The sequence below is a fragment of the Avibacterium avium genome, assembly GCF_900454535.1.
GTDB lineage: Bacteria > Pseudomonadota > Gammaproteobacteria > Enterobacterales > Pasteurellaceae > Avibacterium > Avibacterium avium.
This window is the reverse complement of record NZ_UGSP01000001.1, coordinates 125,895-148,474: the sequence shown is the minus strand read 5'-3', so window position 1 is coordinate 148,474 and position 22,580 is coordinate 125,895. Positions and strand designations below refer to the sequence as shown.

At 42.1% G+C, this 22,580-nt stretch carries 24 protein-coding genes; 20 read left to right on the top strand and 4 right to left on the bottom strand.

All coding sequences use genetic code 11. The features are described from left to right. Positions 1–84: 84 nt before the first annotated feature. Positions 85–1,017 (bottom strand): uridine-preferring nucleoside hydrolase UriH, encoded by a 933-nt coding sequence (gene uriH / locus DYC50_RS00810; protein WP_115248619.1) that lies wholly within the window; start codon positions 1,015–1,017, stop codon positions 85–87. Between the two features lie 179 nt (positions 1,018–1,196). On the opposite strand from uriH, the gene rbsD reads away from it, so the two are divergent. The 8 genes from rbsD to crcB all read left to right on the top strand — a co-directional run bounded on the left by rbsD (position 1,197) and on the right by crcB (position 8,387). Then, positions 1,197–1,616 (top strand): D-ribose pyranase, encoded by a 420-nt coding sequence (gene rbsD, locus DYC50_RS00805; RefSeq protein WP_115248618.1) that lies wholly within the window; start codon positions 1,197–1,199, stop codon positions 1,614–1,616. A gap of 9 nt (positions 1,617–1,625) precedes the next feature. Next, entirely contained in the window at positions 1,626–3,113 is a 1,488-nt protein-coding gene (rbsA, locus tag DYC50_RS00800; RefSeq protein ID WP_115248617.1) for a ribose ABC transporter ATP-binding protein RbsA, read from the top strand. Between the two features lie 11 nt (positions 3,114–3,124). After that, positions 3,125–4,081 carry a ribose ABC transporter permease gene (rbsC, locus tag DYC50_RS00795; protein WP_115248616.1) on the top strand — a complete coding sequence of 319 codons (957 nt, stop codon included), beginning with the start codon at positions 3,125–3,127 and terminating at the stop codon, positions 4,079–4,081. Positions 4,082–4,111: 30 nt separating this feature from the next. Further along, positions 4,112–4,990, top strand: coding sequence for a ribose ABC transporter substrate-binding protein RbsB (gene rbsB, locus DYC50_RS00790; protein WP_115248615.1), 879 nt, complete (start codon positions 4,112–4,114; stop codon positions 4,988–4,990). Positions 4,991–5,160: 170 nt separating this feature from the next. Beyond that, complete coding sequence (rbsK, locus tag DYC50_RS00785) at positions 5,161–6,087, top strand: ribokinase (protein ID WP_115248614.1); 927 nt, start codon at positions 5,161–5,163, stop codon at positions 6,085–6,087. 40 nt (positions 6,088–6,127) lie between these two features. Further along, positions 6,128–7,135, top strand: a complete 1,008-nt coding sequence (locus tag DYC50_RS00780) for a substrate-binding domain-containing protein (RefSeq protein ID WP_115248613.1) — start codon at positions 6,128–6,130, stop codon at positions 7,133–7,135. A 39-nt stretch (positions 7,136–7,174) separates the two neighbouring features. Continuing rightward, positions 7,175–7,993 (top strand): Cof-type HAD-IIB family hydrolase, encoded by an 819-nt coding sequence (locus DYC50_RS00775; RefSeq protein ID WP_115248612.1) that lies wholly within the window; start codon positions 7,175–7,177, stop codon positions 7,991–7,993. Positions 7,994–8,003: 10 nt separating this feature from the next. Then, a complete protein-coding gene (crcB, locus tag DYC50_RS00770; RefSeq protein WP_115248611.1) occupies positions 8,004–8,387 on the top strand; it encodes a fluoride efflux transporter CrcB in 384 nt (127 codons plus the stop codon). Here crcB and DYC50_RS00765 read toward each other — a convergent pair. Continuing rightward, complete coding sequence (locus tag DYC50_RS00765; RefSeq protein WP_115248610.1) at positions 8,347–9,333, bottom strand: alpha/beta fold hydrolase; 987 nt, start codon at positions 9,331–9,333, stop codon at positions 8,347–8,349. The two genes, crcB and DYC50_RS00765, sit on opposite strands and share 41 nt — an antisense overlap. Before the next feature lie 157 nt (positions 9,334–9,490). Between DYC50_RS00765 and DYC50_RS00760 the strand changes: the two genes are divergently transcribed. Together DYC50_RS00760 and brnQ are read left to right on the top strand one after the other, a co-directional pair. Continuing rightward, positions 9,491–11,809, top strand: coding sequence for a Tex family protein (locus tag DYC50_RS00760; protein ID WP_115248609.1), 2,319 nt, complete (start codon positions 9,491–9,493; stop codon positions 11,807–11,809). A 12-nt stretch (positions 11,810–11,821) separates the two neighbouring features. Further along, entirely contained in the window at positions 11,822–13,153 is a 1,332-nt protein-coding gene (gene brnQ / locus DYC50_RS00755) for a branched-chain amino acid transport system II carrier protein (protein WP_115248608.1), read from the top strand. Between the two features lie 131 nt (positions 13,154–13,284). On the opposite strand, the gene DYC50_RS00750 is transcribed toward brnQ, so the two are convergent. Beyond that, positions 13,285–15,132, bottom strand: a complete 1,848-nt coding sequence (locus DYC50_RS00750; protein ID WP_115248607.1) for a TRAP transporter large permease subunit — start codon at positions 15,130–15,132, stop codon at positions 13,285–13,287. A 348-nt stretch (positions 15,133–15,480) separates the two neighbouring features. Between DYC50_RS00750 and DYC50_RS00745 the strand changes: the two genes are divergently transcribed. The 5 genes from DYC50_RS00745 to nanA are packed head-to-tail and all read left to right on the top strand — an operon-like array spanning position 15,481 to position 19,359. Beyond that, entirely contained in the window at positions 15,481–16,170 is a 690-nt protein-coding gene (locus DYC50_RS00745) for an N-acetylmannosamine-6-phosphate 2-epimerase (protein WP_115248606.1), read from the top strand. 18 nt (positions 16,171–16,188) lie between these two features. Next, the gene (locus DYC50_RS00740; protein WP_115248605.1) at positions 16,189–17,070 is read left to right on the top strand and encodes an N-acetylmannosamine kinase; all 882 of its coding nucleotides are present in this window, start codon (positions 16,189–16,191) and stop codon (positions 17,068–17,070) included. Between the two features lie 18 nt (positions 17,071–17,088). After that, on the top strand, positions 17,089–17,559 hold the full coding sequence (nanQ, locus tag DYC50_RS00735) for an N-acetylneuraminate anomerase (protein WP_115248604.1): 471 nt from the start codon (positions 17,089–17,091) through the stop codon (positions 17,557–17,559). Between the two features lie 20 nt (positions 17,560–17,579). Further along, the gene (locus DYC50_RS00730) at positions 17,580–18,449 is read left to right on the top strand and encodes a MurR/RpiR family transcriptional regulator (RefSeq protein ID WP_115248603.1); all 870 of its coding nucleotides are present in this window, start codon (positions 17,580–17,582) and stop codon (positions 18,447–18,449) included. A gap of 28 nt (positions 18,450–18,477) precedes the next feature. Further along, a complete protein-coding gene (nanA, locus tag DYC50_RS00725; protein WP_115248602.1) occupies positions 18,478–19,359 on the top strand; it encodes an N-acetylneuraminate lyase in 882 nt (293 codons plus the stop codon). A gap of 161 nt (positions 19,360–19,520) precedes the next feature. Here nanA and DYC50_RS00720 read toward each other — a convergent pair whose 3' ends face one another. After that, complete coding sequence (locus tag DYC50_RS00720) at positions 19,521–19,928, bottom strand: OsmC family protein (RefSeq protein ID WP_115248601.1); 408 nt, start codon at positions 19,926–19,928, stop codon at positions 19,521–19,523. A gap of 210 nt (positions 19,929–20,138) precedes the next feature. Between DYC50_RS00720 and metJ the strand changes: the two genes are divergently transcribed. From metJ to rplW, 5 genes are all read left to right on the top strand, one after another. After that, positions 20,139–20,456 carry a met regulon transcriptional regulator MetJ gene (metJ, locus tag DYC50_RS00715; protein ID WP_115248600.1) on the top strand — a complete coding sequence of 106 codons (318 nt, stop codon included), beginning with the start codon at positions 20,139–20,141 and terminating at the stop codon, positions 20,454–20,456. 244 nt (positions 20,457–20,700) lie between these two features. Beyond that, positions 20,701–21,012, top strand: a complete 312-nt coding sequence (rpsJ, locus tag DYC50_RS00710; protein WP_001181005.1) for a 30S ribosomal protein S10 — start codon at positions 20,701–20,703, stop codon at positions 21,010–21,012. 16 nt (positions 21,013–21,028) lie between these two features. Continuing rightward, positions 21,029–21,658, top strand: a complete 630-nt coding sequence (rplC, locus tag DYC50_RS00705) for a 50S ribosomal protein L3 (protein WP_035687403.1) — start codon at positions 21,029–21,031, stop codon at positions 21,656–21,658. Positions 21,659–21,673: 15 nt separating this feature from the next. Continuing rightward, the gene (gene rplD / locus DYC50_RS00700; RefSeq protein WP_103853555.1) at positions 21,674–22,276 is read left to right on the top strand and encodes a 50S ribosomal protein L4; all 603 of its coding nucleotides are present in this window, start codon (positions 21,674–21,676) and stop codon (positions 22,274–22,276) included. Continuing rightward, a complete protein-coding gene (rplW, locus tag DYC50_RS00695) occupies positions 22,273–22,575 on the top strand; it encodes a 50S ribosomal protein L23 (RefSeq protein ID WP_035687397.1) in 303 nt (100 codons plus the stop codon). The genes rplD and rplW overlap by 4 nt, the downstream gene beginning before the upstream one ends. Positions 22,576–22,580 lie beyond the last annotated feature (5 nt).

Here is a 22,580-nt window from a genome sequence, read left to right as displayed (position 1 = left end):
AATAGAAATCAAGGAATTTTTTACATTTCGCAATCGTTTTCCTAGGGAAATAAAAAGTGCGGTACAAAATCTCCCTAATTTTGACTAGTTTAAGCGTCTAATTGCATCAATTACCAGCTCCCAAAATCCTTCACGATCTAGCTTAGTTGCAACTTGAGTGTTGCAAGGTTTTGGGGGATAGCGAAAATCTGCGACTGTCATACCTAACGTATGCGTACCTGTCAATTCAATATGTACAGGGACTTTTTGTGTTTCAATTAAATTAGGATTAATAACATAGGCTACCGCGCAAGGATCGTGTACAGGGGGCGCATCAAAGCCCTGTGCTTGTTTGTACATTTTGCCAAAGAATTCTAATAGTTCAACGACAAATTGGGCTGGTTTAGTACCAATTTGCGCAATACGCTCAATAATATCTGGTGTAGCTAGTGCTTGGTGTGTCAGATCTAATCCCACCATGGTTACTGGCCAACCGGCACTAAATACAATGTGTGCGGCTTCTGGATCAATTTTTATGTTAAATTCTGCTACAGCGCTCCAATTACCAGTGTGATAACCTCCACCCATTAACACGACTTCTTTTACTCGCTCGATAATTCTAGGCTCAAGACGTGCAGCAAGGGCAATATTGGTTAGTCCCCCAGTGGGCACTAACGTGATAGTTTTAGCGGGGTGAGACATAACTAAATCAATAATAAGTTGTACTGCGTGTGAAGAATGAAAAGATTGGCTAGGTTTAGGGAGAGTTGGGCCATCTAATCCAGATTCGCCATGAATTGATGGGGCAATCTCAACTTCTCGGATAAGTGGACGATCAGCCCCTTTGGCAAAGGGAATTTCTCGTATATTTGCAATTTCTGCGATTGCGAGCGCATTATTAGATACTTTTTCTAAGGTTTGATTACCAACTACGGTTGTAACGGCTAATAAGTCAATCTCGGGATTGCCGTAAGCCAATAACATAGCAATTGCATCATCATGACCTGGATCGCAATCTAAGATAATTTTTTTGCCCATATTTTTCTCCTTAACATTAATATTTTATTCATTATTCCATTTTTTCTTGTTTTGCTAAGGCGATAAGATAAATTTTTTGAGCTAGTTCACAAATTTAAATATTCTTTCTTTTAAATTTTATTAAGTTGTTTTATTTTTATTTTATCGAAACGTTTCGATATGGTTTTTAGGGAGGCAATATGAAGAAAACAGGAATTTTGAATGCACCGCTGTCATTACAAATAGCACAGCTAGGGCATACGGATTTTTTAACAATCTGTGATGCAGGCTTACCCATTCCAGTGGAAATGGAAACCGTAGATCTTGCTTTGAGTGCAGGGATTCCGAGTTTTTTATCGGTTTTTGATGCCGTAGTAGGCGAATGTTTTGTGGAGCGAGTGATTTTAGCCAAAGAAATTGAACACAAAAATCCGAGCATTCATCAAGCGTTATTGCAGAAACTTGAACAATTAGCGCGACAACAAAATAACGAAATTACTGTGGATTATGTATCCCACGAAGAATTTAAAACCTTGAGTCAAGAGAGCAAAGCCATAGTACGTTCGGGCGAATGTACGCCTTATGCCAATATCATTCTTGTTTCAGGTGTACCATTTTAAGGGGGCGTGATGAAACCCATTTTAAGATTAGACAACATTTGTAAATCCTTCCCTGGCGTGCGTGCATTGCATAATGCGAGTTTGTCTGTTTATGCGGGGAGAGTGATGGCATTAATGGGGGAAAATGGTGCAGGCAAATCAACCTTGATGAAAATTCTCACTGGGATTTATCAGCAAGATAGCGGAGAGATTTATTTTCACGGAGAGAAAGTGCGGTATAAAAATCCGAAATTTTCTCAGTCAGCGGGAATCAGTATTATTCATCAAGAACTCAATATTATTCCTAATTTAACCATTGCCGAAAATATTTTCTTAGGGCGGGAGTTTACCCATAAATTGGGCGGTATTGACTGGGCTAAAATGACGGAGGAATCCGCAAAATTGCTGCAACGTTTGAAAGTTAAACATCACCCTTCAACACCTGTCGCAAAACTTTCCTTAGGTGAGTTGCAAATGATCGAAATCGCCAAAGCATTAAGTTTTGATGCCAAGGTGATTATTATGGACGAGCCAACCGATGCCTTAACCGATTCTGAAACTCAAGCCCTGTTTGACGTCATTCGAGAATTGAAAGCGGAAGGTTGTGGGATCGTATTTATCTCTCACCGAATGCAAGATATTTTTACTATTTGTGATGATGTCACTATTTTACGTGATGGCGAGTTTATTGCAGAAAGTGAGCTTTCCGCCATTAATGAAGAACAGCTTATTGAACTCATGGTGGGTAGAAAGCTGGAAGAACAATACCCCCATCTTGATAGCCCTATTGGTGAGCCAGTATTACGCGTGCAAAATTTGACGGGGCAGGGCGTTAATAACGTGTCTTTTCAGTTAAATCGCGGTGAAATTCTTGGCGTGTCAGGTTTAATGGGGGCAGGCAGAACGGAATTGATGAAACTCATTTATGGTGCGTTACCGAAAAAGAGCGGTGAGATTTTTCTACATAATCGTGCTTTGACGATTCGTTCTCCGCAAGATGGCTTAAATAATGGCATTGTATATATTTCTGAAGATCGTAAAGGTGATGGCTTGGTGTTGGGAATGTCAATTAAAGAAAATATGACACTCACCGCATTAAAGCAGCTCACTAAGAATGGGACGATCGATCACAGAGCTGAAAAAATGACCGTCAATGATTTTATTCTACTGTTTAATGTGAAAACCCCTTCAATGGATCAAACGATCGGCTTGTTATCAGGCGGTAATCAGCAAAAAGTTGCGATTGCCAAAGGGTTGATGACACGGCCTGATGTCTTAATTTTAGATGAGCCAACCCGTGGTATTGATGTGGGAGCAAAAAAGGAAATTTATCAGTTAATCAATAAGTTTAAAGAAGAAGGAATGAGCATTATCGTGGTTTCTTCCGATATGCCAGAAATTATTGGTATGAGTGATCGCGTTTTGGTGATGAATAATGGCGAAATTCGTGGTGAATTCTTGCGTGAAGAAGTGAGCCAAGAAAAGCTCTTAACGGTCGCTATCACGCAACAGCATTAAAAGGATAAATTATGACAACAACAAAATTAAAAAATTTCCTGATTGAGCAACGTTCAATTTTGGCTTTAATTGTCTTGATTGTAATTGTTTCTAGCATTAATCCGAATTTTTTCACAATGGATAATTTGCTGAATATTTTGCGTCAAACCTCAGTCAATGCCATTATCGCAGTGGGAATGACCTTTGTGATTTTAACTGCTGGGATCGATCTTTCAGTAGGATCGGTATTGGCATTAACTGGCGCGATTGCCGCCTCACTGGTGAACCTTGATTTATCTATTTTCATTGTGATTCCCCTTGTTTTACTCTGTGGCACCTTATTAGGTGGCATCAGCGGAGTGATTATCGCGAAAGGTAACGTTCAGGCTTTCATTGCTACCTTGGTAACAATGACCTTATTGCGTGGCGTAACAATGGTTTATACCGATGGGCGACCAATCAGTCTGGGTTTTTCTGATGTGGCAGATCAATTTTCTTTCCTTGGAACAGGGTATTTATTCAATATTCCTTTCCCAATTTGGTTAATGGCAATTATTTTCCTTGTTGCTTGGTATATCTTAAAACATACCCCAATGGGACGTTATATTTATGCCCTAGGTGGCAATGAATCGGCAACCCGTTTATCAGGCATTAATGTGGATAAAGTAAAAATATTCGTGTATGCAGTAAGCGGATTTTTAGCCACCGTTGCAGGATTGATTGTGACTTCAAGATTATCTTCCGCACAGCCAACCGCGGGTGTGTCCTATGAGCTTGATGCGATTGCCGCAGTTGTTGTCGGTGGCACAAGTTTAATGGGCGGAAAAGGGCGTATCTTTGGCACATTAATTGGTGCGCTGATTATTGGGTTCTTAAATAATGCCTTGAATTTATTAGATATTTCTTCTTACTATCAAATGATTGCAAAATCAATCGTTATTTTGGCAGCTGTACTTACCGATCATTTTTTCAGTCGAAAAAATGCTTAACTTAAACTCACCTAATGAAAGGAGATGTGTATGAAAAAATTAACGTTACTGGCGTCCGCAGTGATTCTTGGTTCGGCTGTTAGCCAAGCGGTGGTGGCAAAAGAGACCATTGCATTAGCCGTTTCAACTTTAGATAATCCGTTTTTCGTTACCCTAAAAGAAGGGGCGGAAAAAGAAGCGGATAAATTGGGCTATAACCTTGTAGTCTTAGATTCACAAAACGATCCAGCGAAAGAGCTGGCGAATGTTGAAGATGTTACCGTACGTGGTGCAAAAGTATTACTGATTAACCCAACGGATTCTACCGCAGTAGCGAGTGCTGTGCGAATGGCAAATCAAAAAAATATTCCTGTGATTACCTTAGACCGCGGCGCAGCGCAAGGTAAAGTGGTGAGCCATATTGCTTCTGATAATGTGGCTGGCGGAAAAATGGCAGGGGATTTCATCGCAGAAAAATTAGGAAATAATGCGAAAGTCATTCAATTAGAAGGTATTGCTGGAACGTCTGCTGCGCGTGAGCGTGGTGAAGGTTTTAAACAAGCGGTAGAAGCACATAAATTTGACGTATTAGCCAGTCAGCCTGCAGATTTTGATCGCACCAAAGGCTTAAATGTAATGGAAAACTTACTCACTGCGCAACCAAATGTGCAAGCGGTATTTGCTCAAAATGATGAAATGGCACTCGGTGCAATTCGAGCTGTTCAAGCAGCGAATAAATCCGTGTTAATTGTTGGATTTGATGGTACAGATGATGGCGTAAAAGCAGTAAAAAGTGGCAAATTAGCCGCAACTATCGCACAACAACCAGAGTTAATCGGTGCATTAGGCGTGCAGACTGCTGACAAAGTGATTAAAGGCGAAGCTGTTGAAGCACAAATCCCTGTGCCATTAAAAGTAGTCAGTCAATAATCCTTTAATGATTCAAGGCGGATTTAGTATTCGCCTTGAATTTCACTTTCGTATATTGGGTATATTGCGAAATATTTTTGCGTTTCATCACGTTTTAATCAATGTATTTCGCAATATGCACAAAATATAAGTGCGGTGCTTTTTTTCGTGATTTTTATTAAGGAATAACTATGCACAATTCAACCCTAACCATTCTCGGCAGTATTAACGCAGATCATCTTATCCAAGTGTCGCATTTCCCGCAGCCGGGGGAAACCTTGTCGGGACGTAATTATCAAGTGGTGTATGGCGGAAAGGGGGCAAATCAAGCGGTGGCAGCAGCACGCTTGGGGGCGAAGGTGAATTTTATCGCTTGTGTAGGGAATGACGATATTGGGCGGGAGATGAAAAAATCTTTCGCGCAAGCGGGAATGAATACGGCGGCCATTTCTGAAGTTACACAGGCTCGCACAGGGATCGCAATGATTCAAGTGGCAGACAGCGGCGAAAATAGCATTGTGATTTCCGCGGGGGCGAATGCTTATCTGAATGCTGATAGGGTGCAGTCTTTTGCTCATATGATTGAGCAGAGCGATGCCTTGCTGATGCAATTGGAAACCCCCTTGGGCGGTGCGCTGTGTGCGGCGAAGTTAGCGAAACAAGCAGGTAAACAAGTGGTGCTAAATCCCGCGCCTGCACAGCCTCTGCCTGATGAATTGTTGGCTCAGCTAACAATGATTACGCCAAATGAAACAGAAGCCGAAATTCTTACAGGCGTGAAAGTGGTGGATTACCAAAGTGCGGTGCAATCTGCGCAAGTTTTTCATCAAAAAGGGGTGGAAATGGTATTGATTACCTTAGGTGCGAAAGGGGTTTTTGTTAGCCATCAAAATCAACAAGAAATCGTGCAGGGCTTTGTGGTGCAGGCAACGGATACCACCGCCGCTGGGGATACCTTTAATGGCGCGTTGATGACGGCATTATTAGAGGGCAAATCGTTAAATCAAGCCATTCATTTTGCCCAAGCCGCCGCAGCAATAAGTGTTACCCGTTTAGGCGCACAAACCTCCATTCCTACTCGGCAAGAAACGCTCGATTTTTTGGCTCAGGCTCATTAGAATGACAACTATTTAGTAAATAACCACTTGAGAAGTCATTATGGCAACAATGAAAGACATTGCACGCATTGCGCAGGTTTCCACCTCCACCGTGTCGCACGTGATTAATAATACGGGCTATGTGAGCGAAGCAATGCGAGAACGCATAATGAAAGTTGTCAAAGAGCTTAATTATCGCCCTTCCGCCTTGGCGAGAAGTTTGAAAATCAAGCAAACCAAAACCTTAGGAATGTTGGTTACCGCAACCAACAACCCTTTTTTTGCGGAAGTGGTGAGTGGCGTTGAGCAATATTGTAATCAGCACGATTATAATCTGATTATTTCAAGCCTAGATGGCAATGAAGAACGCTTAGAGCAAAATATTCAAACGCTGATTCAAAAACAGGTGGACGGCTTGTTGTTAATGTATTCTGATAGCCACCATTCTTTTCTTAAACAGCTTGATGTTGCCTTGCCAATGGTGATTATGGACTGGTGGCCAACAGCATTAAGTGCGGATAAAATTTATGAAAATTCTGAACTTGGTGCATATCTTGCGATAAAATGCTTAATTGAGCAAGGGCATAAAGAGATTGCGATTATCACAGGAAATCTGAATAAATCCCTAGCGCAAAATCGTTTACAAGGCTATAAAAAAGCCTTAAACGAACATCAGTTAGTCATTCGTGATGAATGGATTATCGAAAGCCATTTTGATTTTGAAGGTGGCGTGGAAGGAATGAAAAAGCTGTTACAAGCGGGCAAACGGCCTACGGCTGTGTTTGCGTGTAGCGACACGATTGCAGTGGGCGTTTATCAAGTGGCGTGGCAAAATGGTTTGCGTATTCCGCAAGATCTTTCTGTGATTGGCTATGATGATATTACCTTGGCTCAATATCTCGCCCCACCGCTCACCACCATTCATCAACCTAAAGCCGAATTAGGCAAACTTGCGGTGGAAACCCTGCTAGAACGCATTAAAAATCCCCATAAAAGCGAACAATCTATTTTGCTAGAACCTAAATTAATTTGGCGGGATTCCATTCAATCATACCCAGCTAAGCCATAATTTGCTATCATACTCCCGTTTTGTTGAAGGAGTTTGACTATGCAAAATCGACCATTTCGTGCTGTGGTTTCAGATTTAGACGGCACATTGCTCAATGGGGATCACGTTATCGGTGATTTTACTATTGAAACCCTTGAAAAATTAGCGCAAGAAAAGATTGATATTATTCTCGCCACGGGGCGAAAGTATGAAGATGTGGCGCATATTGTCGGCAAGGTGAAGCTGGATAATGCGGTGCTTATCACGTCAAATGGTGCAAGGGCGCATAATCTGCAAGGTGAATTGTTATTAAGCAACAGTCTGCCTGAGGACATTGCCCTTGAAATAATGCAAACCCCGTACGATGAAAAAAATGTTTTCGTCAATAGCTATCAAGATGAAGGCTGGTTTATTAGTTTAGATTTGCCCGAGTTGGCGAAATATCATCAAGATTCTGGCTTTAGCTATCAGGTGGCGGATTTTCAGTACCACCACGGACGTGGCACAGAAAAAGTATTTTTTATTGGACGCACACCCGCTGATCTCGCCCCGATTGAAGCGCATTTGAAAGCGCGTTTTGGCGATGCGATTTATATCACCTATTCCACGCCGCAATGTTTAGAGATTATGAATAAAAACGTGTCAAAAGCCACCGCACTTGCCCAAGTGGTACAAGGGTGTGAATATGGTTTGAGCGCGTGCATTGCCTTTGGTGATGGTATGAATGATATAGAAATGCTCAGCGAAGTGGGTAAAGGCTGCATTATGGGTAACGCCGATCCTCGCTTAAAACAAGCCTGTCCGCAGTTAGAACAAATCGGTTTAAACCGCCACGAAGCCGTTGCCAGCTATTTGCGTGCGACCTTTGGTCTGTATTAATTAAAGCGAAATGGCAATTTGGCAATCCTTACTGATAATCAGCGGCGGAGCAGCACTCGGGGCTTGCACCCGTTGGGGGCTAAGCGAGCTACTTAATCCGCTGTTTTCTTTTCTTGCCTTTGGCACGCTTATCGCCAATTATCTTGGCTGTTTTTTAATCGGTATTTTGATCGCTTTACTTTGGCAATATCCGCAAGTTTCTAGCGAGTGGCGATTATTTTTGATCACTGGATTTTTAGGCAGCCTCACCACCTTTTCTTCTTTTTCCGCTGAAGTAGTGAATGATTTTTTAACGGAAAAATGGCTATCTGCGCTGGCAATTATTGTTTTGCATCTTGGCGGCAGTCTGCTGTTTACGCTGTTTGGCGTGCTGTTGTACCGTTATTGGAAATAAAGGCTTGCACCGCGCTTAAGGCTTCGGCGCGAATTTTATCCCGTTCAAATAAAATCTCGTGCTTGGCATTTTCCACCGTGATGAGTTGCCCTTTTGGCAAGCAGGCAACCAATTTTTCCAACTGTGCATTTTCTACGATCTTTTCTTTGCCAGCTTGCAAAACCAAAACAGGAATTTCAATGCGCGACAAAATTTTTTCCAGCCCTTTAATTGCGGTTAAACACAAATGCACCCAGCGGAACGTTGGCCCACCAAGGCTTAATTCAGGAAAATAACGATTAATACGGTTCATCCATTTCATTCTGGTTTTGCAAAAACTGAGTTCATTTTGATCGAGATTGGCGGGTTTATAGGCGCTCTTGCCAAACACATAGCGTTGCCCTTGCCCAAATAACATCATCAAATTAATAATCAGTTCATCGCGCAATAAATGCTTAGTTGGCAAGCCAAAAAATGGCGAAGAAAGCACCGCACTTTGAATATGATGATCATAGTTCGCTAAATAATAAGCCGAAATCAGTGAGCCTAAAGAATGAGCCAGCAGATATTGTTGCGAATAATCAGAATGCTGAGTGATCTGCTTGATGACCGCGTCCATATCCTCGCAGTAAAAGCGAAATTCATCAATGTAGCCTTTGTCTTTATCCGCCAATAGACGCTGCGAATAGCCCTGCCCACGGTGATCGAAAAGCAGCACATCATAACCCCATTGATAAAAATCATAAGCCAATTCCGACCATTTCAGCATATTCTCCGCCCGTCCATTAACTAAAATCATCAATTTTCGTAACGCACTTGGCGAGCTTTCCGCGTGCAAAAAATGGCGATAGGCAATTTGGCAACCCTGTTTACCCGTTAAATATTGGATAGGAAATTGATCCACAAAGGGCATTAATTGCTGCAATGCAAAGCGGCAAAAATGGGGTTCTCGGTGCGGTAAATTCATCTTTATCTCTCAGTTTTTTTCTCAAATCATTTTTATCATAAAGTAAAGGCGTTAGCAAAGATAGCATAAGCTCATAATAAACATTTGAGCAAAGCCCGTAAAACCAGTATCCTATGGCAATTTTTACTAATTGTTTTACTAATCAAAATAAGAGCCAATGCTAAATCAACAAATTTCCCAAATTATTGCCGCAGAGCTTGCGGTGCGTCCGCAGCAGATTTTAGCTGCCATTCAATTATTGGACGAAGGCAACACCATTCCTTTTATTGCGCGTTATCGTAAAGAAGTAACGGGCGGCTTAGATGACACCCAATTACGCCATTTTGAAACCCGCTTAATTTATTTGCGCGAGTTAGAAGATCGCCGTCAAACCATTTTGAAATCCATTGAAGAACAGGGCAAATTGACGGAGGAATTACGCGACCAAATCCAACAAACCCAAAGCAAAACTGAGCTGGAAGATTTGTATTTGCCGTACAAACCGAAACGCCGTACTAAAGGGCAAATAGCCATTGAAGCAGGGCTTGAGCCGTTGGCAGAAAGCCTTTGGAATGATCCAAGCCAAGATCCTGAAAGCGCAGCAAACGCTTATATTGATGCAGAAAAAGGCTTTGCTGATAGCAAAGCGGTACTAGACGGCGCGCGTTATATTTTAATGGAACGCTTCGCGGAAGATGCACAATTATTGGCGAAAGTGCGTCAGTATCTACAACAAAGTGCGGTGTTAATTTCTAAAGTTTTAGAAGGTAAAGAGCAGGAAGGGGAAAAATTCCAAGATTATTTTGATCACCAAGAGCTTTGGCATAATGTGCCTTCGCACCGTGCTTTAGCAATGTTCCGTGGACGTAATGAGGGCATTTTGCAGTTGAGCTTAAATGCTGATCCAGAACAGGAAGAAGGGGCACGTCAGAGTTATTGTGAAGAAATTATTCGCCAACATTTGGGCGTGCATTTCAATCAGCAACCCGCAGACAAATGGCGTGAGCAGGTGATTAGCTGGACGTGGCGAATTAAGATTTCGCTTCATTTGGAAACGGAATTAATGAGCCAGTTGCGTGAGAAAGCGGAAGAAGAAGCCATCAATGTTTTTGCTCGAAATCTCACCGCACTTTTAATGGCAGCTCCCGCGGGAGCGAAAAACACAATGGGCTTAGACCCAGGTTTGCGTACGGGGGTAAAAGTTGCTGTTGTGGATAATACAGGGAAATTACTAGCAACGGATACTATTTACCCACATACAGGACAAGCAGCTGCGGCAATGGCGAGCCTTTATCAATTAATCGAACGCCATAATGTGGAACTGATCGCCATTGGAAATGGCACAGCATCAAGAGAAACAGAACGCTTTGCCAAAGACGTATTAAAGCAAATCTCAGGACAAAAACCACAAACCGTGGTGGTGAGCGAAGCGGGTGCTTCTGTCTATTCTGCGTCAGAATTAGCGGCACAAGAATTTCCACAGCTTGATGTATCTTTGCGTGGTGCGGTGTCGATCGCACGGCGTTTGCAAGATCCGCTCGCGGAATTAGTGAAAATTGAGCCGAAAGCTATTGGTGTGGGGCAGTATCAGCACGATGTTAATCAAACCCAATTAGCACGCAAATTGGACGCGGTGGTGGAAGATTGTGTAAACGCCGTGGGCGTGGATCTCAATACAGCTTCTGTACCGCTACTTGCTCGCGTGGCAGGAATGACTAAAACGCTCGCACAAAATATCGTGCAATTTCGCGATGAAAATGGCCGTTTTGAAAACCGTGAAGAGCTGAAAAAAGTGTCCCGTTTAGGGCCAAAAGCCTTTGAACAATGTGCGGGCTTTATGCGTATTTCTGCGGGGCAAAATCCCCTTGATGCGTCAGGCGTTCACCCTGAAACCTATCCTGTGGTGGAAAAAATCTTGCAAGCCACGCAGCAATCTATCCAAGATTTAATGGGCAACGCCAGCGCCATTCGTCAGCTCGATCCAAAACAATTTATTGATGAACAATTTGGTTTGCCAACGGTGCAGGATATTTTCAAAGAGCTAGAAAAACCAGGGCGTGATCCGCGTGGTGAATTTAAAACTGCCACCTTTATGGACGGCGTGGAAGAAATCAGTGATTTGAAAGCAGGAATGATCCTTGAAGGCACGGTAACCAACGTAACCAACTTTGGTGCATTTGTGGATATTGGCGTTCATCAGGACGGGTTGGTGCATATTTCTTCCCTTTCCAATAAATTTGTGGAAGATCCGCACGATGTGGTGAAAACAGGGGATATTGTGAAAGTCAAAGTGTTGGAAGTGGACGTAGCGCGTAAGCGTATCGCGCTGACAATGCGTTTAGACGAACAACCTGTGGATAAATCACAAAATGGCGAAAAAAATCACCGCACTTTGACGGCGAAAAATCAGCGTAACGCACAAGCGCAGCGTAAGCCACAAAATAACAGCGCAATGGGCAATGCCTTTGCCGATGCGTTGAAAAATTGGAAAAAATAAAGGAAAAATTGAATGACAAAAAATACCTTTATTATTGGCTTTATGCTGTTTGCCATTTTTTTTGGGGCGGGGAATTTGATTTTTCCGCCTAAATTAGGCTTTGAAACAGGCACGGAATTTTTGCCGTCTATCTCAGGCTTTGTGCTAACTGGCGTGGGCTTGCCACTGCTTGGCATTATTGTTGGCGCGTTTTACCGCGGTGGTTATATGGCAGCGTTACGCCAAATTCACCCGTGGTTTTCTGTGTTATTTTTGGTGTCTATTTCCCTTGCGGTCGGGCCTTTTTTTGCTGGGCCGAGAACGGGGGCGATGTCTTATGAAATGGTGATGATCCCTTTTCTTAAAGAAGCAGATAGCCTTTCCCAACTGTTGTTCACGCTGGCTTATTTCGCACTTACTTTATGGCTGAGCCTAAATCCCTCCAAAATGGTGGAGCGTATAGGCTCTATTCTCACTCCGGTGTTATTGCTGGCGATTATTGCCTTAGTGGTCAAGGCAGGGCTAATGCTGGTGGGAAAAACGCCTTTGCCAATGCCAGCGGCAAGCCATACTTATTTCTTCAATGGGGCGATTAATGGCTATTTAACGATGGACGCATTGGCTTCCATCGCCTTTTCTACAATGGTGCTAGGGGCGATTAAATCCAGCGCAGTAAAAGCGGTTTCGTTACAAAAACAAACCATTTTTGCCGCAATGATCGCAGGGGTTGCCTTGGCATTTATTTATATTTCCCTTGGTTGGGTGGGCAATCATTTGATCATTTCCCCTGATGTGCTGGCGCAGTTACATCAAAATAAACAGGATCTTGGCACTTATATTTTAAACCACGTTACAGCAATGGCCTTTGGTGAGCTAGGGCGATTGGTGCTGAATATCATTGTGTCGCTGGCTTGTTTAACCACGGCGGTGGGGCTGTGTGCCTCGATCAGTAGCTATTTTGCACAACAATTCCCACGTTTTTCTTACCGCACTTACGCACTCCTATTTTGTTTGATTAGCTTTGTGATCGCCAATTTAGGGCTAAAAGAAGTGATCGGGCTTTCTTTGCCTGTGCTGATGATTTTATATCCCATCACCATTACGGTCATTTTGTTGTTATTAATTAATTTATTTTTGCCAATGCCGATTTTGGCTCATCGCTTAGCCATTGGTTTGGTAACCTTGGTGTCGATTTTATCCGTGTTGGGTTCAGGCAAAATGGATTTTCTCGAACAGCTTCCGCTTAAGCCTTATTCTATCGAATGGTTGCCTTTCGCCTTGGTGGGCTTGGTGGCAGGCTATTTACTGCACTGGCGTAAACGACAAGGGATTTTATCGATTATTCAAGAAAGCAAAGTAAAATAATTTATCCCAAAGAAAAGGATTGAGCTTGATGTTCAATCCTTTTTTATTTTAAAGTGCGGTGCTTTTTTCCGTATTTTTAGCCATAAAAAAAGCGGGTGAATTTTCACCCGCACTTTGGTTTTTGTTTTCTCTTATGGCATTAAGAGATTTGGGATAAAGGTAATAATTTGTGGGAAGATGGTGATAAGCACCAAGGTGGTAAACACAGGGATCAAGAACGGTAGCACCCCTTTGGTTACGGTACTTACTGGCATATTTCCCACACGGGCTACCACAAATAATGCCATTCCCATTGGTGGGGTTAAAATGCCCACCATCATATTTAACGTGGTCATCACGCCAAAGAAGACCAGATCAATGCCGAAATGCACCGCGATTGGGATTAGCATTGGTAGCACTAAGAATTGTAGCGCAAGGGCATCAATAAACATTCCTAAGAATAAGAGCAGCAAGTTGATCATAATTAGCACAGTGGTTGGGGTATCAGCTACTGCCATAAAGAGATCGGCAATGCGCATTGCCACTTGCTCACGCGCGATCATATCGCCGAAGAAGGTTACCGTCATCACCATTAGGGCGGTTACCCCTGTGATTGCCATTGCTTCCACACAGCTTTTGAATACCATTTTGAGCGTGAGTTCGCGGTACACAAACATTCCGACAATTATGGAATAAGAGGCAGCGATAATGGCGGCTTCTGTTGGGGTAAACAAGCCAGAGAAAATCCCACCAATAATCAGAATTGGGGTTAGAATTGCCCAAATAGCACTTTTGAATGCGGCGCAGCGTTGTTGTAACGTGGCTTTCTGCGTTTTTGGATAATGGCGTTTTTTAGCAACGAAATAGTTCATTGTCATCAACGCAATGGTGATTAGCACCCCTGGGATAAAGCCTGCCACAAAGAGTTTGGCAATAGATTCATTGGCGATTACACCGTAAATAATCATTGCAATACTTGGTGGCACAAGTGGCCCGATGATACAAGATGCCGCCGTGATGCCACCACAAATATCATCATCATAGCCCGCATCACGCATTGCTTTAATTTCAAGCTGACCTAAGCCCCCTGCATCAGCCAGCGCTGAGCCTGACATTCCAGAGAAAATCAAACTTGCGCCGATATTAACGTGTCCCATACCGCCAGAATAATGCCCTAACAAGGCTTTGGCGAAGTTGAAAATCCGTTCGGTTATGCCCCCTGTATTCATTAATATTCCCGTTAAAATAAAGAATGGTACAGAAAGCAATGGGAAACTGTTTAGACTATCTACTAGCTTAGAAGAGGCGGAATTCACAATATTCCAGCGTGTCATTGCAAAGTACAAAATGGTAACAATAAACAGCGACCAACCTACTGGCGTACCCAAAAACATAATTAACAACCATACTGCCAAACAGACATAAACCGCATTGCTACCTAGTTTTATATAGTTGCTGATACGCAAGGCTTTGAACCATTCTGGGTGCGTCATCAAAATACTAAACAGCACAATGCCGACGATGATGTAAAAAGTTGCAGGCAGAAAGCTAAGTTGGTTTTTGTAGTTTTCTGTTTGCGCTTGAAGAAAGCGAACCATCACCAGCATTGAGATAAAAGGCAGTGGCGCATAGAGCCATTTTTCTGAAATCTGCAAGGAAACAATTTCAAAGGTAGAATCAAGAAAAACTTTAAAGCCCAAATAGATAAACAAGAAAATACAAATAAAAATAATGAGTTGCACAAAAGAATTGATCACCTTACGCACCTTTTCAGGCATCAAATTGGTGAGGAAATCAATGTAAACGTGTTGTTGCGTGCGGGTTGCCATACTGATCCCAAACATTGCAACATAAATAAATAAGAGTTTTGCCAGATCCTCACTCCAGATAAACGGCGAATCAAAGATTTGGCGTGCGATAATTTGGGCGAGTAGAATCATAAAGATGAGTAAAAATAATACTCCACCGACCCATTCCTCTAATTTATTAAAATATTTCATACGAACTCCAGATCGTTAGCACATAAAGTGCGGTATGTTTTCTTTCTGTTTTTTGAAGAAAAGAAAGAGGAAATTTGTATTATTGTTCTTTTGGCTTTCTGAAGTAATATTTCAAAAAGGCAAAGGGAAAGTTTTCTTGTATAGAAAAAGCTTAAGAAAGGACATTCAGCTTTTTCCCTTTTAAAATACCGTGTCGGAATGGGGTTATCAATTTATTTTATGAAATTTTACTCCAATTTATGATCTAGATCTCACTTTTAAACTATTTTTCTTGTTTTTTATTTTGAGAGGTCTATTCTAGCACCAGCGAAAATCAACTTCTTTTCTAAAAAATATCTTGGAGTTCATATGTCAAAATTATCACATCAAGATGTGCTAAACCAGATTCGCTACGGGCTTATTGCCTCTTGCCAACCAGTTGATGACGGCCCTATGGATAAGCCTGAGATTGTGGCGGCAATGGCACAAGCCTCAGTGCAAGGAGGCGCGGCTGGATTGCGAATTGAAGGAGTCGAAAACTTAAAAGCCACGCGCCCTGTGGTGGATAAGCCGATTATTGGGATTGTAAAACGTGATTTGCCAGATAGCCCTGTGCGTATTACCCCGTTTTTGCAGGATATTGAAGATTTAGCAGCGGCTGGCGCAGACATTATTGCCGTAGACGGTACGCTGCGCACGCGTCCTGTATCCCTTGAAAGTGCGGTGAAAAAAATCAAAGAATTAGGCTGTTTGGCGATGGCCGATTGCTCGAATTTGGAAGAAGGGCTGTATTGCCAAAAACTCGGCTTTGATATTGTGGGCAGCACAATGTCGGGCTACACAGGCGGTGAAGTGCCTGATGAACCTGATTATCAGCTAGTAAAAGATCTCAAAGCCGCAGGCTGTTATGTGATGGCGGAAGGGCGTTACAACACCCCAGAACTGGCGAAAAAAGCCATTGAAATTGGCGCAGATGTGGTTACCGTGGGATCAGCACTCACTCGCTTAGAACATATTGTGAGCTGGTTTGCCTGTGCGGTGAAATCAGCAAAATCATAACTAAAACAAGGACGGCGTATGCGTTGTTTAGCATTAGATATTGGTGGCACAAAAATTGCCGCTGCATTGGTGGAAAATGGCGTGATTTCACAACGCCAGCAAATTAGCACCCCGCAAGATCAGTCTGCACAAGGAATGGAGCAGGCGTTAAAAACCTTAGTTACAGGCTATGCAGGGCAGTTTGATGCGGTGGCCGTGGCGTCCACAGGGATTATTAATCGTGGCGTGCTAACCGCATTAAATCCGAAAAATTTGGGCGGCCTTGCCAATTTTCCACTGAAAGCGTGTATTGCACGTTACACCGATAAGCCCATTGGCTTACTCAATGATGTGCAAGCTGCGGTCTGTGCGGAATATCAAGCACAAGATCAAAGTGCGGTGCAAAATTTCTTATTTATTACCGTATCCACAGGTGTGGGTGGTGGGATCATTTTAAATGGCGAATTAACCACCGGCGAGAACGGCATTGCTGGGCATATTGGCCATACCCTTGCTGATCCCAACGGGCCAATGTGTGGTTGTGGGCGTAAAGGTTGTGTGGAAGCCATTGCATCAGGACGAGCCATTGAAGCGGTGTCTTCACAATGGGCAGAACCTTGTTCACCAAAAGAAGTGTTTGAACGCTTTAGAAAAAATGACGAAAAAGCCACCGCACTTGTGCAACGTTCCGCGCAAGCTATTGCCAATTTAATTGCTGATATGGTGATTAGCCTAGATATTCAAAAAGTGGTGCTAGGCGGCAGCGTGGGCTTGGCGCAAGGTTATTTGCCTTTAGTACAACAATATTTACAGACAATGCCAGCGTTTTATCAATGCCCTGTTGAAGCGGCTCAATCTGGCGCTGATGCGGGCTTATTAGGTGCGGCTTATTGGCTAGAACAACAAGTAGCAAAACAATAAAAATCAAAGGAGTACAAAATGATTTTAGGCGATTTAACCCGTGATGATTTTGCCAGAGGTTTACCAATGGTGCTGGCAGAAATTTGTCATCAATTAAGAAGAATGGAGCTCACCAAATTAACCGTTGGCCGCCACGATCTCACCGATCAAATTTATATGAATGTGATGGAGTTTGACACCGCACCAAGCGACAGCAAACAAGCAGAACTTCACCATAAATACATTGATGTTCAACTGCTCATTAGCGGCAATGAAGTGATTGAATATGGCGTAAATGAGCCTGATCTCAGCACTTATAATGAATACAACGAAGCAGATGATTATCAACTTACGCCAGATATTCCAAACAAAAGTGCGGTGTTTTTAACGCCGAAAATGTTTGCCGTGTTTTTCCCTTATGAACCGCATAAACCTGGTTGTGTGGCAGGGGATACGCCAGAATTTATCAAAAAATTAGTGGTAAAAGTGCCAGTAGAATTAGTTAGTTAAGTTATAACAAGGAGGGTCTTATGGTAGCAACAACAGGCAATATTTTAGATACCATTGGGGCGTTGTATAACAGCTTAACGAAAACGGAGAAAAAAATTGCCACCACAATTTTGTCTTCGCCCCATTTACTGGGCCAATTTTCTTTGGCGGAGATTGCGCAGCAATTCGATGTCGGGGAAGCGACTTTTATTCGTTTCTGCCGCACCCTTGGTTTCAAAGGTTTTACCGATTTTAAATTACAGCTTTCCATTGAGCTTGCCACCAAAGAAAAACAGCCAAATTCTTTGCTAGATAGCGATATTAGTAAATCGGACGATCCGCAAAGTATCGCAGAAAAATTGCATAATTCCATTAATAATGTGATTAAAGAAACCATTAATTTACTTGATGTAAAACAGCTTGAACAAGTGGTGGTGGCAATGCGTCAGGCAAAACGCGTGTTTCTTTTTGGCGTGGGCTCATCAGGCATCACCGCAGAAGATACAAAACACAAATTAATGCGAATTGGTTTGCAGGTAGATGCAAGTAGCAACAATCATTTTATGTATATGCAAGCGTCATTAATGAATGAGGGCGATGTGGTAATTGGCATTAGCCATTCAGGCTATTCCAAAGAAACTATTCAGGCATTAAATGTTGCGAAGAAAAATGGCGCAACAACGGTGGCATTAACCCATAATTTACGTTCACCCATTACACAGGTTGCTGACTATGTGCTGATTAACGGACATAGACAAGGGCAACTACAAGGCGATTCTATCGGAACGAAAATTGCACAGCTTTTTGTCTTGGATTTAATCTATGCCTTGATTGTGCAAGCGGAAGAAAATAATGCAACGGAAATGAAACAAAAAACCGTAAACGTGATTTTAGAACAACGGATCAAATAAAATTAGCTTACTAGCTTAGGAGAAACAAATGAAAAACTTAAAAGGTATTTTTAGCGCCTTGCTTGTATCTTACAACGAAGACGGCTCAATCAATGAAAAAGGCTTGCGTGAAATTATTCGCTACAACATTGATAAAATGAAAGTGGACGGCTTGTATGTGGGCGGCAGCACAGGGGAAAACTTTATGATTTCCACTGCGGAGAAAAAAGAAATTTTCCGCATCGCCAAAGACGAAGCAAAAGACCAAGTGGCACTGATTGCACAAGTAGGCAGCGTAAATTTACACGAGGCCGTGGAATTAGGTAAATACGCCACCGAACTTGGTTACGACAGCCTTTCAGCGGTAACCCCGTTCTACTACAAATTTAGCTTTGCAGAGATTAAACATTATTACGACACCATTATTGCCGAAACAGGCAATAATATGATCGTCTATTCCATTCCATTCTTAACCGGTGTGAATATTGGCGTAGAGCAATTTGGCGAACTTTACAAAAATCCGAAAGTGTTAGGCGTAAAATTCACCGCAGGTGATTTCTATTTGTTAGAACGCTTGAAAAGAGCTTACCCTGATCACCTTGTATGGGCAGGTTTTGATGAAATGATGCTACCAGCCGCTGCCCTTGGTGTGGACGGTGCAATTGGTAGTACGTTCAACGTCAATGGTATCCGCGCAAGACAAATTTTTGAGCTTACCCAAGCAGGCAAACTTGCTGAAGCCCGCGAAATTCAACACGTTACCAATGATCTCATCGAAGGCATTTTGGCAAACGGCTTGTATCTCACCATTAAAGAATTGCTTAAACTTGAAGGCGTGGACGCAGGCTACTGCCGCGAACCAATGACCGCCAAAGCCACCGCACAGCAAATTGCCGTGGCGAAAGAGTTGAAGGCGAAGTATTTATCTTAAATTGTATAAGATGAATTAAGACATTTCCAAAATTAAACTAATTTAAAGGCTGAGTGCGATATAGGATTCAGCCTTTAGTTTATTCATCGTAAAACATCTGCAGCTTAATCAGTGAGATTAAAGTTTCGTTTTGGCTGCAGATGATTTATATGCCTATTTCATTATTCATAATGAAAACGAAATTCTTGCACTAAGTCGGCGCTCAGGCTTTTGGCGACAGGGCAGGTGTGGGCTGCATTTTCCAAGATTGAGCGTGCGTTGTCATCTAATGCTTTGCTTAAGTAAAAATCTAAGGTAACGCGTGCAACACGGCGTGGATTGAGCGCCATTTCTTTTTGTACTTCAATGCGAGTGCCAGTTAAGTCTAATCCAAGTTTATTGGCGTGGATTCCCATTATAGTCATTGCGCAAGCACCAAGTGAAGCTGCAAGTAGATCAGTTGGGGAGAAGGCTTCACCTTTGCCGTTGTTATCAACGGGAGCATCGGTTGATATGGTATTGCCACTTTGTAGATGAGTGAGATCGTTGTGCAAATTGCCTGTGTAACGAATGGTTGAGATGTGTGCCATAAATGCTCCTTATATATAAATGAAGAATGGAATTTTAGATTAAGCTGAAAAATGCGGTTCGGCAAGTAAAAATAAAGAAAATCTATGAGATAAAGTGCGGTGTAATTTTATAAAATTTTTAGCTATCTAGCAGTCTTAATGTCTAGATTGTTATTTCGGCGATTTTTCTTTAAAATAAACACAATTTTTGTGGAGATTTAAGGTGGCGTTATGGCAAATTGGGACGGTAAATATATTAGCCCTTATGCAGAGCACGGTAAGAAGAGTGAGCAAGTAAAGAAGATTACTGTATCTATTCCAATTAAGGTGCTGGAAATTTTAACCAATGAGCGGACAAGACGTCAGCTCAAAAATTTACGCCACGCAACAAATAGTGAGTTATTGTGTGAGGCATTTTTACACGCATTTACAGGGCAGCCATTACCGACCGATGAGGATTTACTAAAAGAACGCCACGATGAAATTCCTGAGCAGGCAAAAGAAATTATGCGTGAACTAGGGATTAATCCTGAGAAGTGGGAATACTAAATTTCAGATTTTGTTGAGAAATTGGTTGCAATTCCTAGCTGAGCTAAGTATAATCCATAAGCTTTCTTAGAAAGCCCTTTGATGTAATCATTTATTAAAGGCGTGTTACAGATTTTGTAATACATAAAATGTTCCCGATTGGGGGACTATAATATTAGGTTACTGCACTTCCCTTTCAATGAAGTTTATGAAAGGTGATGGTGTCAGTTTTATTTTAGCTAAAAATTATTGGAGCTCTGGTCTAATGCAGAACCAAAGAATCCGTATCCGCTTAAAAGCCTTTGATCATCGTTTGATTGATCAATCTACAGCGGAGATCGTAGAAACAGCTAAACGTACTGGCGCACAAGTTCGTGGTCCAATTCCTTTACCAACGCGTAAAGAACGTTTTACCGTGTTGATTTCTCCACACGTTAATAAAGACGCTCGTGACCAATACGAAATTCGTACACACAAACGTTTAGTAGATATCGTAGAACCAACAGAAAAAACTGTTGATGCATTAATGCGTTTAGATTTGGCTGCCGGCGTTGACGTGCAGATCAGCCTAGGTTAATTAAGAGGTTATGACAATGATTGGTTTAGTCGGTCGTAAAGTTGGTATGACTCGTATCTTCAATGAAGATGGTGTGTCTGTACCAGTTACTGTTATCGAAATCCAAGCAAACCGTGTAACTCAAGTTAAAACTCTTGAAAACGATGGCTATACTGCAATTCAAGTTACTACTGGTTCTAAAAAAGCGAGCCGTGTAACTAAGCCTGAAGCAGGCCATTTCGTGAAAGCAGGTGTTGAAGCTGGTCGCGGTTTATGGGAATTTCGTACAACTGAAGGTGAAGAATTCACTTTAGGTCAAGAAATTAATGTTGACATCTTTGCAGATGTTAAAAAAGTTGATGTTACTGGTACATCTAAAGGTAAAGGTTTCCAAGGTGGTGTTAAACGTTGGAATTTCCGTACTCAAGATGCAAGCCACGGTAACTCTTTATCACATCGTGTACTTGGTTCTATTGGTCAAAACCAAACTCCAGGTCGTGTGTTTAAAGGTAAAAAAATGGCTGGACACTTAGGTGCTGAGCGTGTAACCGTTCAATCACTTGAAGTTGTTCGTGTAGATGCTGAGCGTAATTTATTATTAGTTAAAGGTTCTGTGCCTGGTGCAACTAATAGTGATGTTATCGTTAAACCAGCAGTTAAAGCATAAGTCTAGGAGATAGAGATGGAATTACAAGTTGTAGGTGCAAACGCACTAACTGTTTCTGAAACTACCTTCGGACGTGAGTTTAATGAAGCGTTAATCCACCAAGTAGTTGTTGCTTATGCAGCAGGTGCTCGTCAAGGTTCTCGCGCACAAAAAACTCGTGCTGAAGTGTCTGGTTCAGGTAAAAAACCTTGGCGTCAAAAAGGTACAGGTCGCGCTCGCGCTGGTGATGTGAAATCACCAATTTGGCGTTCAGGTGGTGTAACTTTCGCAGCGAAACCACAAGATCACAGCCAAAAAGTGAACAAAAAAATGTACCGTGGTGCAATCAAAAGCATTCTATCTGAGCTTGTTCGTCAAGATCGTTTAGTTGTTGTTGAAAAATTCGAAATCGATGCACCAAAAACTAAAGCCTTAGTTCAAAAATTAAAAGATATGGCGTTAACTGACGCTCTTATCATCACTGCAAACTTAGATGAGAATTTATTCTTAGCAGCGCGTAACTTATACAAAGTAGATGTACGTGATGTTCAAGGTATTGATCCAGTAAGTTTAATCGCTTTTGATAAAGTGGTTTTAACTGTTGATGCAGTGAAACAAATTGAGGAGATGTTAGCATGATTCAACAAGAACGTTTGCTAAAAGTGTTAAAAGCACCTCACGTCTCTGAGAAAGCAACAAATAACGCTGAGAAGTCAAACACCATCGTTTTCAAAGTCGCTTTAGATGCCAACAAAGCAGAGATTGCAAAAGCTGTTGCAGAATTATTTGAAGTGAAAGTAGATTCTGTTCGTACTGTTGTAGTTAAAGGTAAAACTAAACGTCGTGGTACGAAGATGGGACATCGCAGTGACTGGAAAAAAGCTTATGTAACTCTTCAAGAAGGTCAATCACTTGACTTCGTTGAAGGTGCAGAGTAATTACG

Excerpts from the sequence above, each read along its gene's own strand:
- uriH (WP_115248619.1), bottom strand. The coding sequence starts at position 1,017 with ATGGGCAAAAAAATTATCTTAGATTGCGATCCAGGTCATGATGATGCA.
- rbsD (WP_115248618.1), top strand. The coding sequence starts at position 1,197 with ATGAAGAAAACAGGAATTTTGAATGCACCGCTGTCATTACAAATAGCA.
- rbsA (WP_115248617.1), top strand. The coding sequence starts at position 1,626 with ATGAAACCCATTTTAAGATTAGACAACATTTGTAAATCCTTCCCTGGC.
- rbsC (WP_115248616.1), top strand. The coding sequence starts at position 3,125 with ATGACAACAACAAAATTAAAAAATTTCCTGATTGAGCAACGTTCAATT.
- rbsB (WP_115248615.1), top strand. The coding sequence starts at position 4,112 with ATGAAAAAATTAACGTTACTGGCGTCCGCAGTGATTCTTGGTTCGGCT.
- rbsK (WP_115248614.1), top strand. The coding sequence starts at position 5,161 with ATGCACAATTCAACCCTAACCATTCTCGGCAGTATTAACGCAGATCAT.
- DYC50_RS00780 (WP_115248613.1), top strand. The coding sequence starts at position 6,128 with ATGGCAACAATGAAAGACATTGCACGCATTGCGCAGGTTTCCACCTCC.
- DYC50_RS00775 (WP_115248612.1), top strand. The coding sequence starts at position 7,175 with ATGCAAAATCGACCATTTCGTGCTGTGGTTTCAGATTTAGACGGCACA.
- crcB (WP_115248611.1), top strand. The coding sequence starts at position 8,004 with ATGGCAATTTGGCAATCCTTACTGATAATCAGCGGCGGAGCAGCACTC.
- DYC50_RS00765 (WP_115248610.1), bottom strand. The coding sequence starts at position 9,333 with ATGAATTTACCGCACCGAGAACCCCATTTTTGCCGCTTTGCATTGCAG.
- DYC50_RS00760 (WP_115248609.1), top strand. The coding sequence starts at position 9,491 with ATGCTAAATCAACAAATTTCCCAAATTATTGCCGCAGAGCTTGCGGTG.
- brnQ (WP_115248608.1), top strand. The coding sequence starts at position 11,822 with ATGACAAAAAATACCTTTATTATTGGCTTTATGCTGTTTGCCATTTTT.
- DYC50_RS00750 (WP_115248607.1), bottom strand. The coding sequence starts at position 15,132 with ATGAAATATTTTAATAAATTAGAGGAATGGGTCGGTGGAGTATTATTT.
- DYC50_RS00745 (WP_115248606.1), top strand. The coding sequence starts at position 15,481 with ATGTCAAAATTATCACATCAAGATGTGCTAAACCAGATTCGCTACGGG.
- DYC50_RS00740 (WP_115248605.1), top strand. The coding sequence starts at position 16,189 with ATGCGTTGTTTAGCATTAGATATTGGTGGCACAAAAATTGCCGCTGCA.
- nanQ (WP_115248604.1), top strand. The coding sequence starts at position 17,089 with ATGATTTTAGGCGATTTAACCCGTGATGATTTTGCCAGAGGTTTACCA.
- DYC50_RS00730 (WP_115248603.1), top strand. The coding sequence starts at position 17,580 with ATGGTAGCAACAACAGGCAATATTTTAGATACCATTGGGGCGTTGTAT.
- nanA (WP_115248602.1), top strand. The coding sequence starts at position 18,478 with ATGAAAAACTTAAAAGGTATTTTTAGCGCCTTGCTTGTATCTTACAAC.
- DYC50_RS00720 (WP_115248601.1), bottom strand. The coding sequence starts at position 19,928 with ATGGCACACATCTCAACCATTCGTTACACAGGCAATTTGCACAACGAT.
- metJ (WP_115248600.1), top strand. The coding sequence starts at position 20,139 with ATGGCAAATTGGGACGGTAAATATATTAGCCCTTATGCAGAGCACGGT.
- rpsJ (WP_001181005.1), top strand. The coding sequence starts at position 20,701 with ATGCAGAACCAAAGAATCCGTATCCGCTTAAAAGCCTTTGATCATCGT.
- rplC (WP_035687403.1), top strand. The coding sequence starts at position 21,029 with ATGATTGGTTTAGTCGGTCGTAAAGTTGGTATGACTCGTATCTTCAAT.
- rplD (WP_103853555.1), top strand. The coding sequence starts at position 21,674 with ATGGAATTACAAGTTGTAGGTGCAAACGCACTAACTGTTTCTGAAACT.
- rplW (WP_035687397.1), top strand. The coding sequence starts at position 22,273 with ATGATTCAACAAGAACGTTTGCTAAAAGTGTTAAAAGCACCTCACGTC.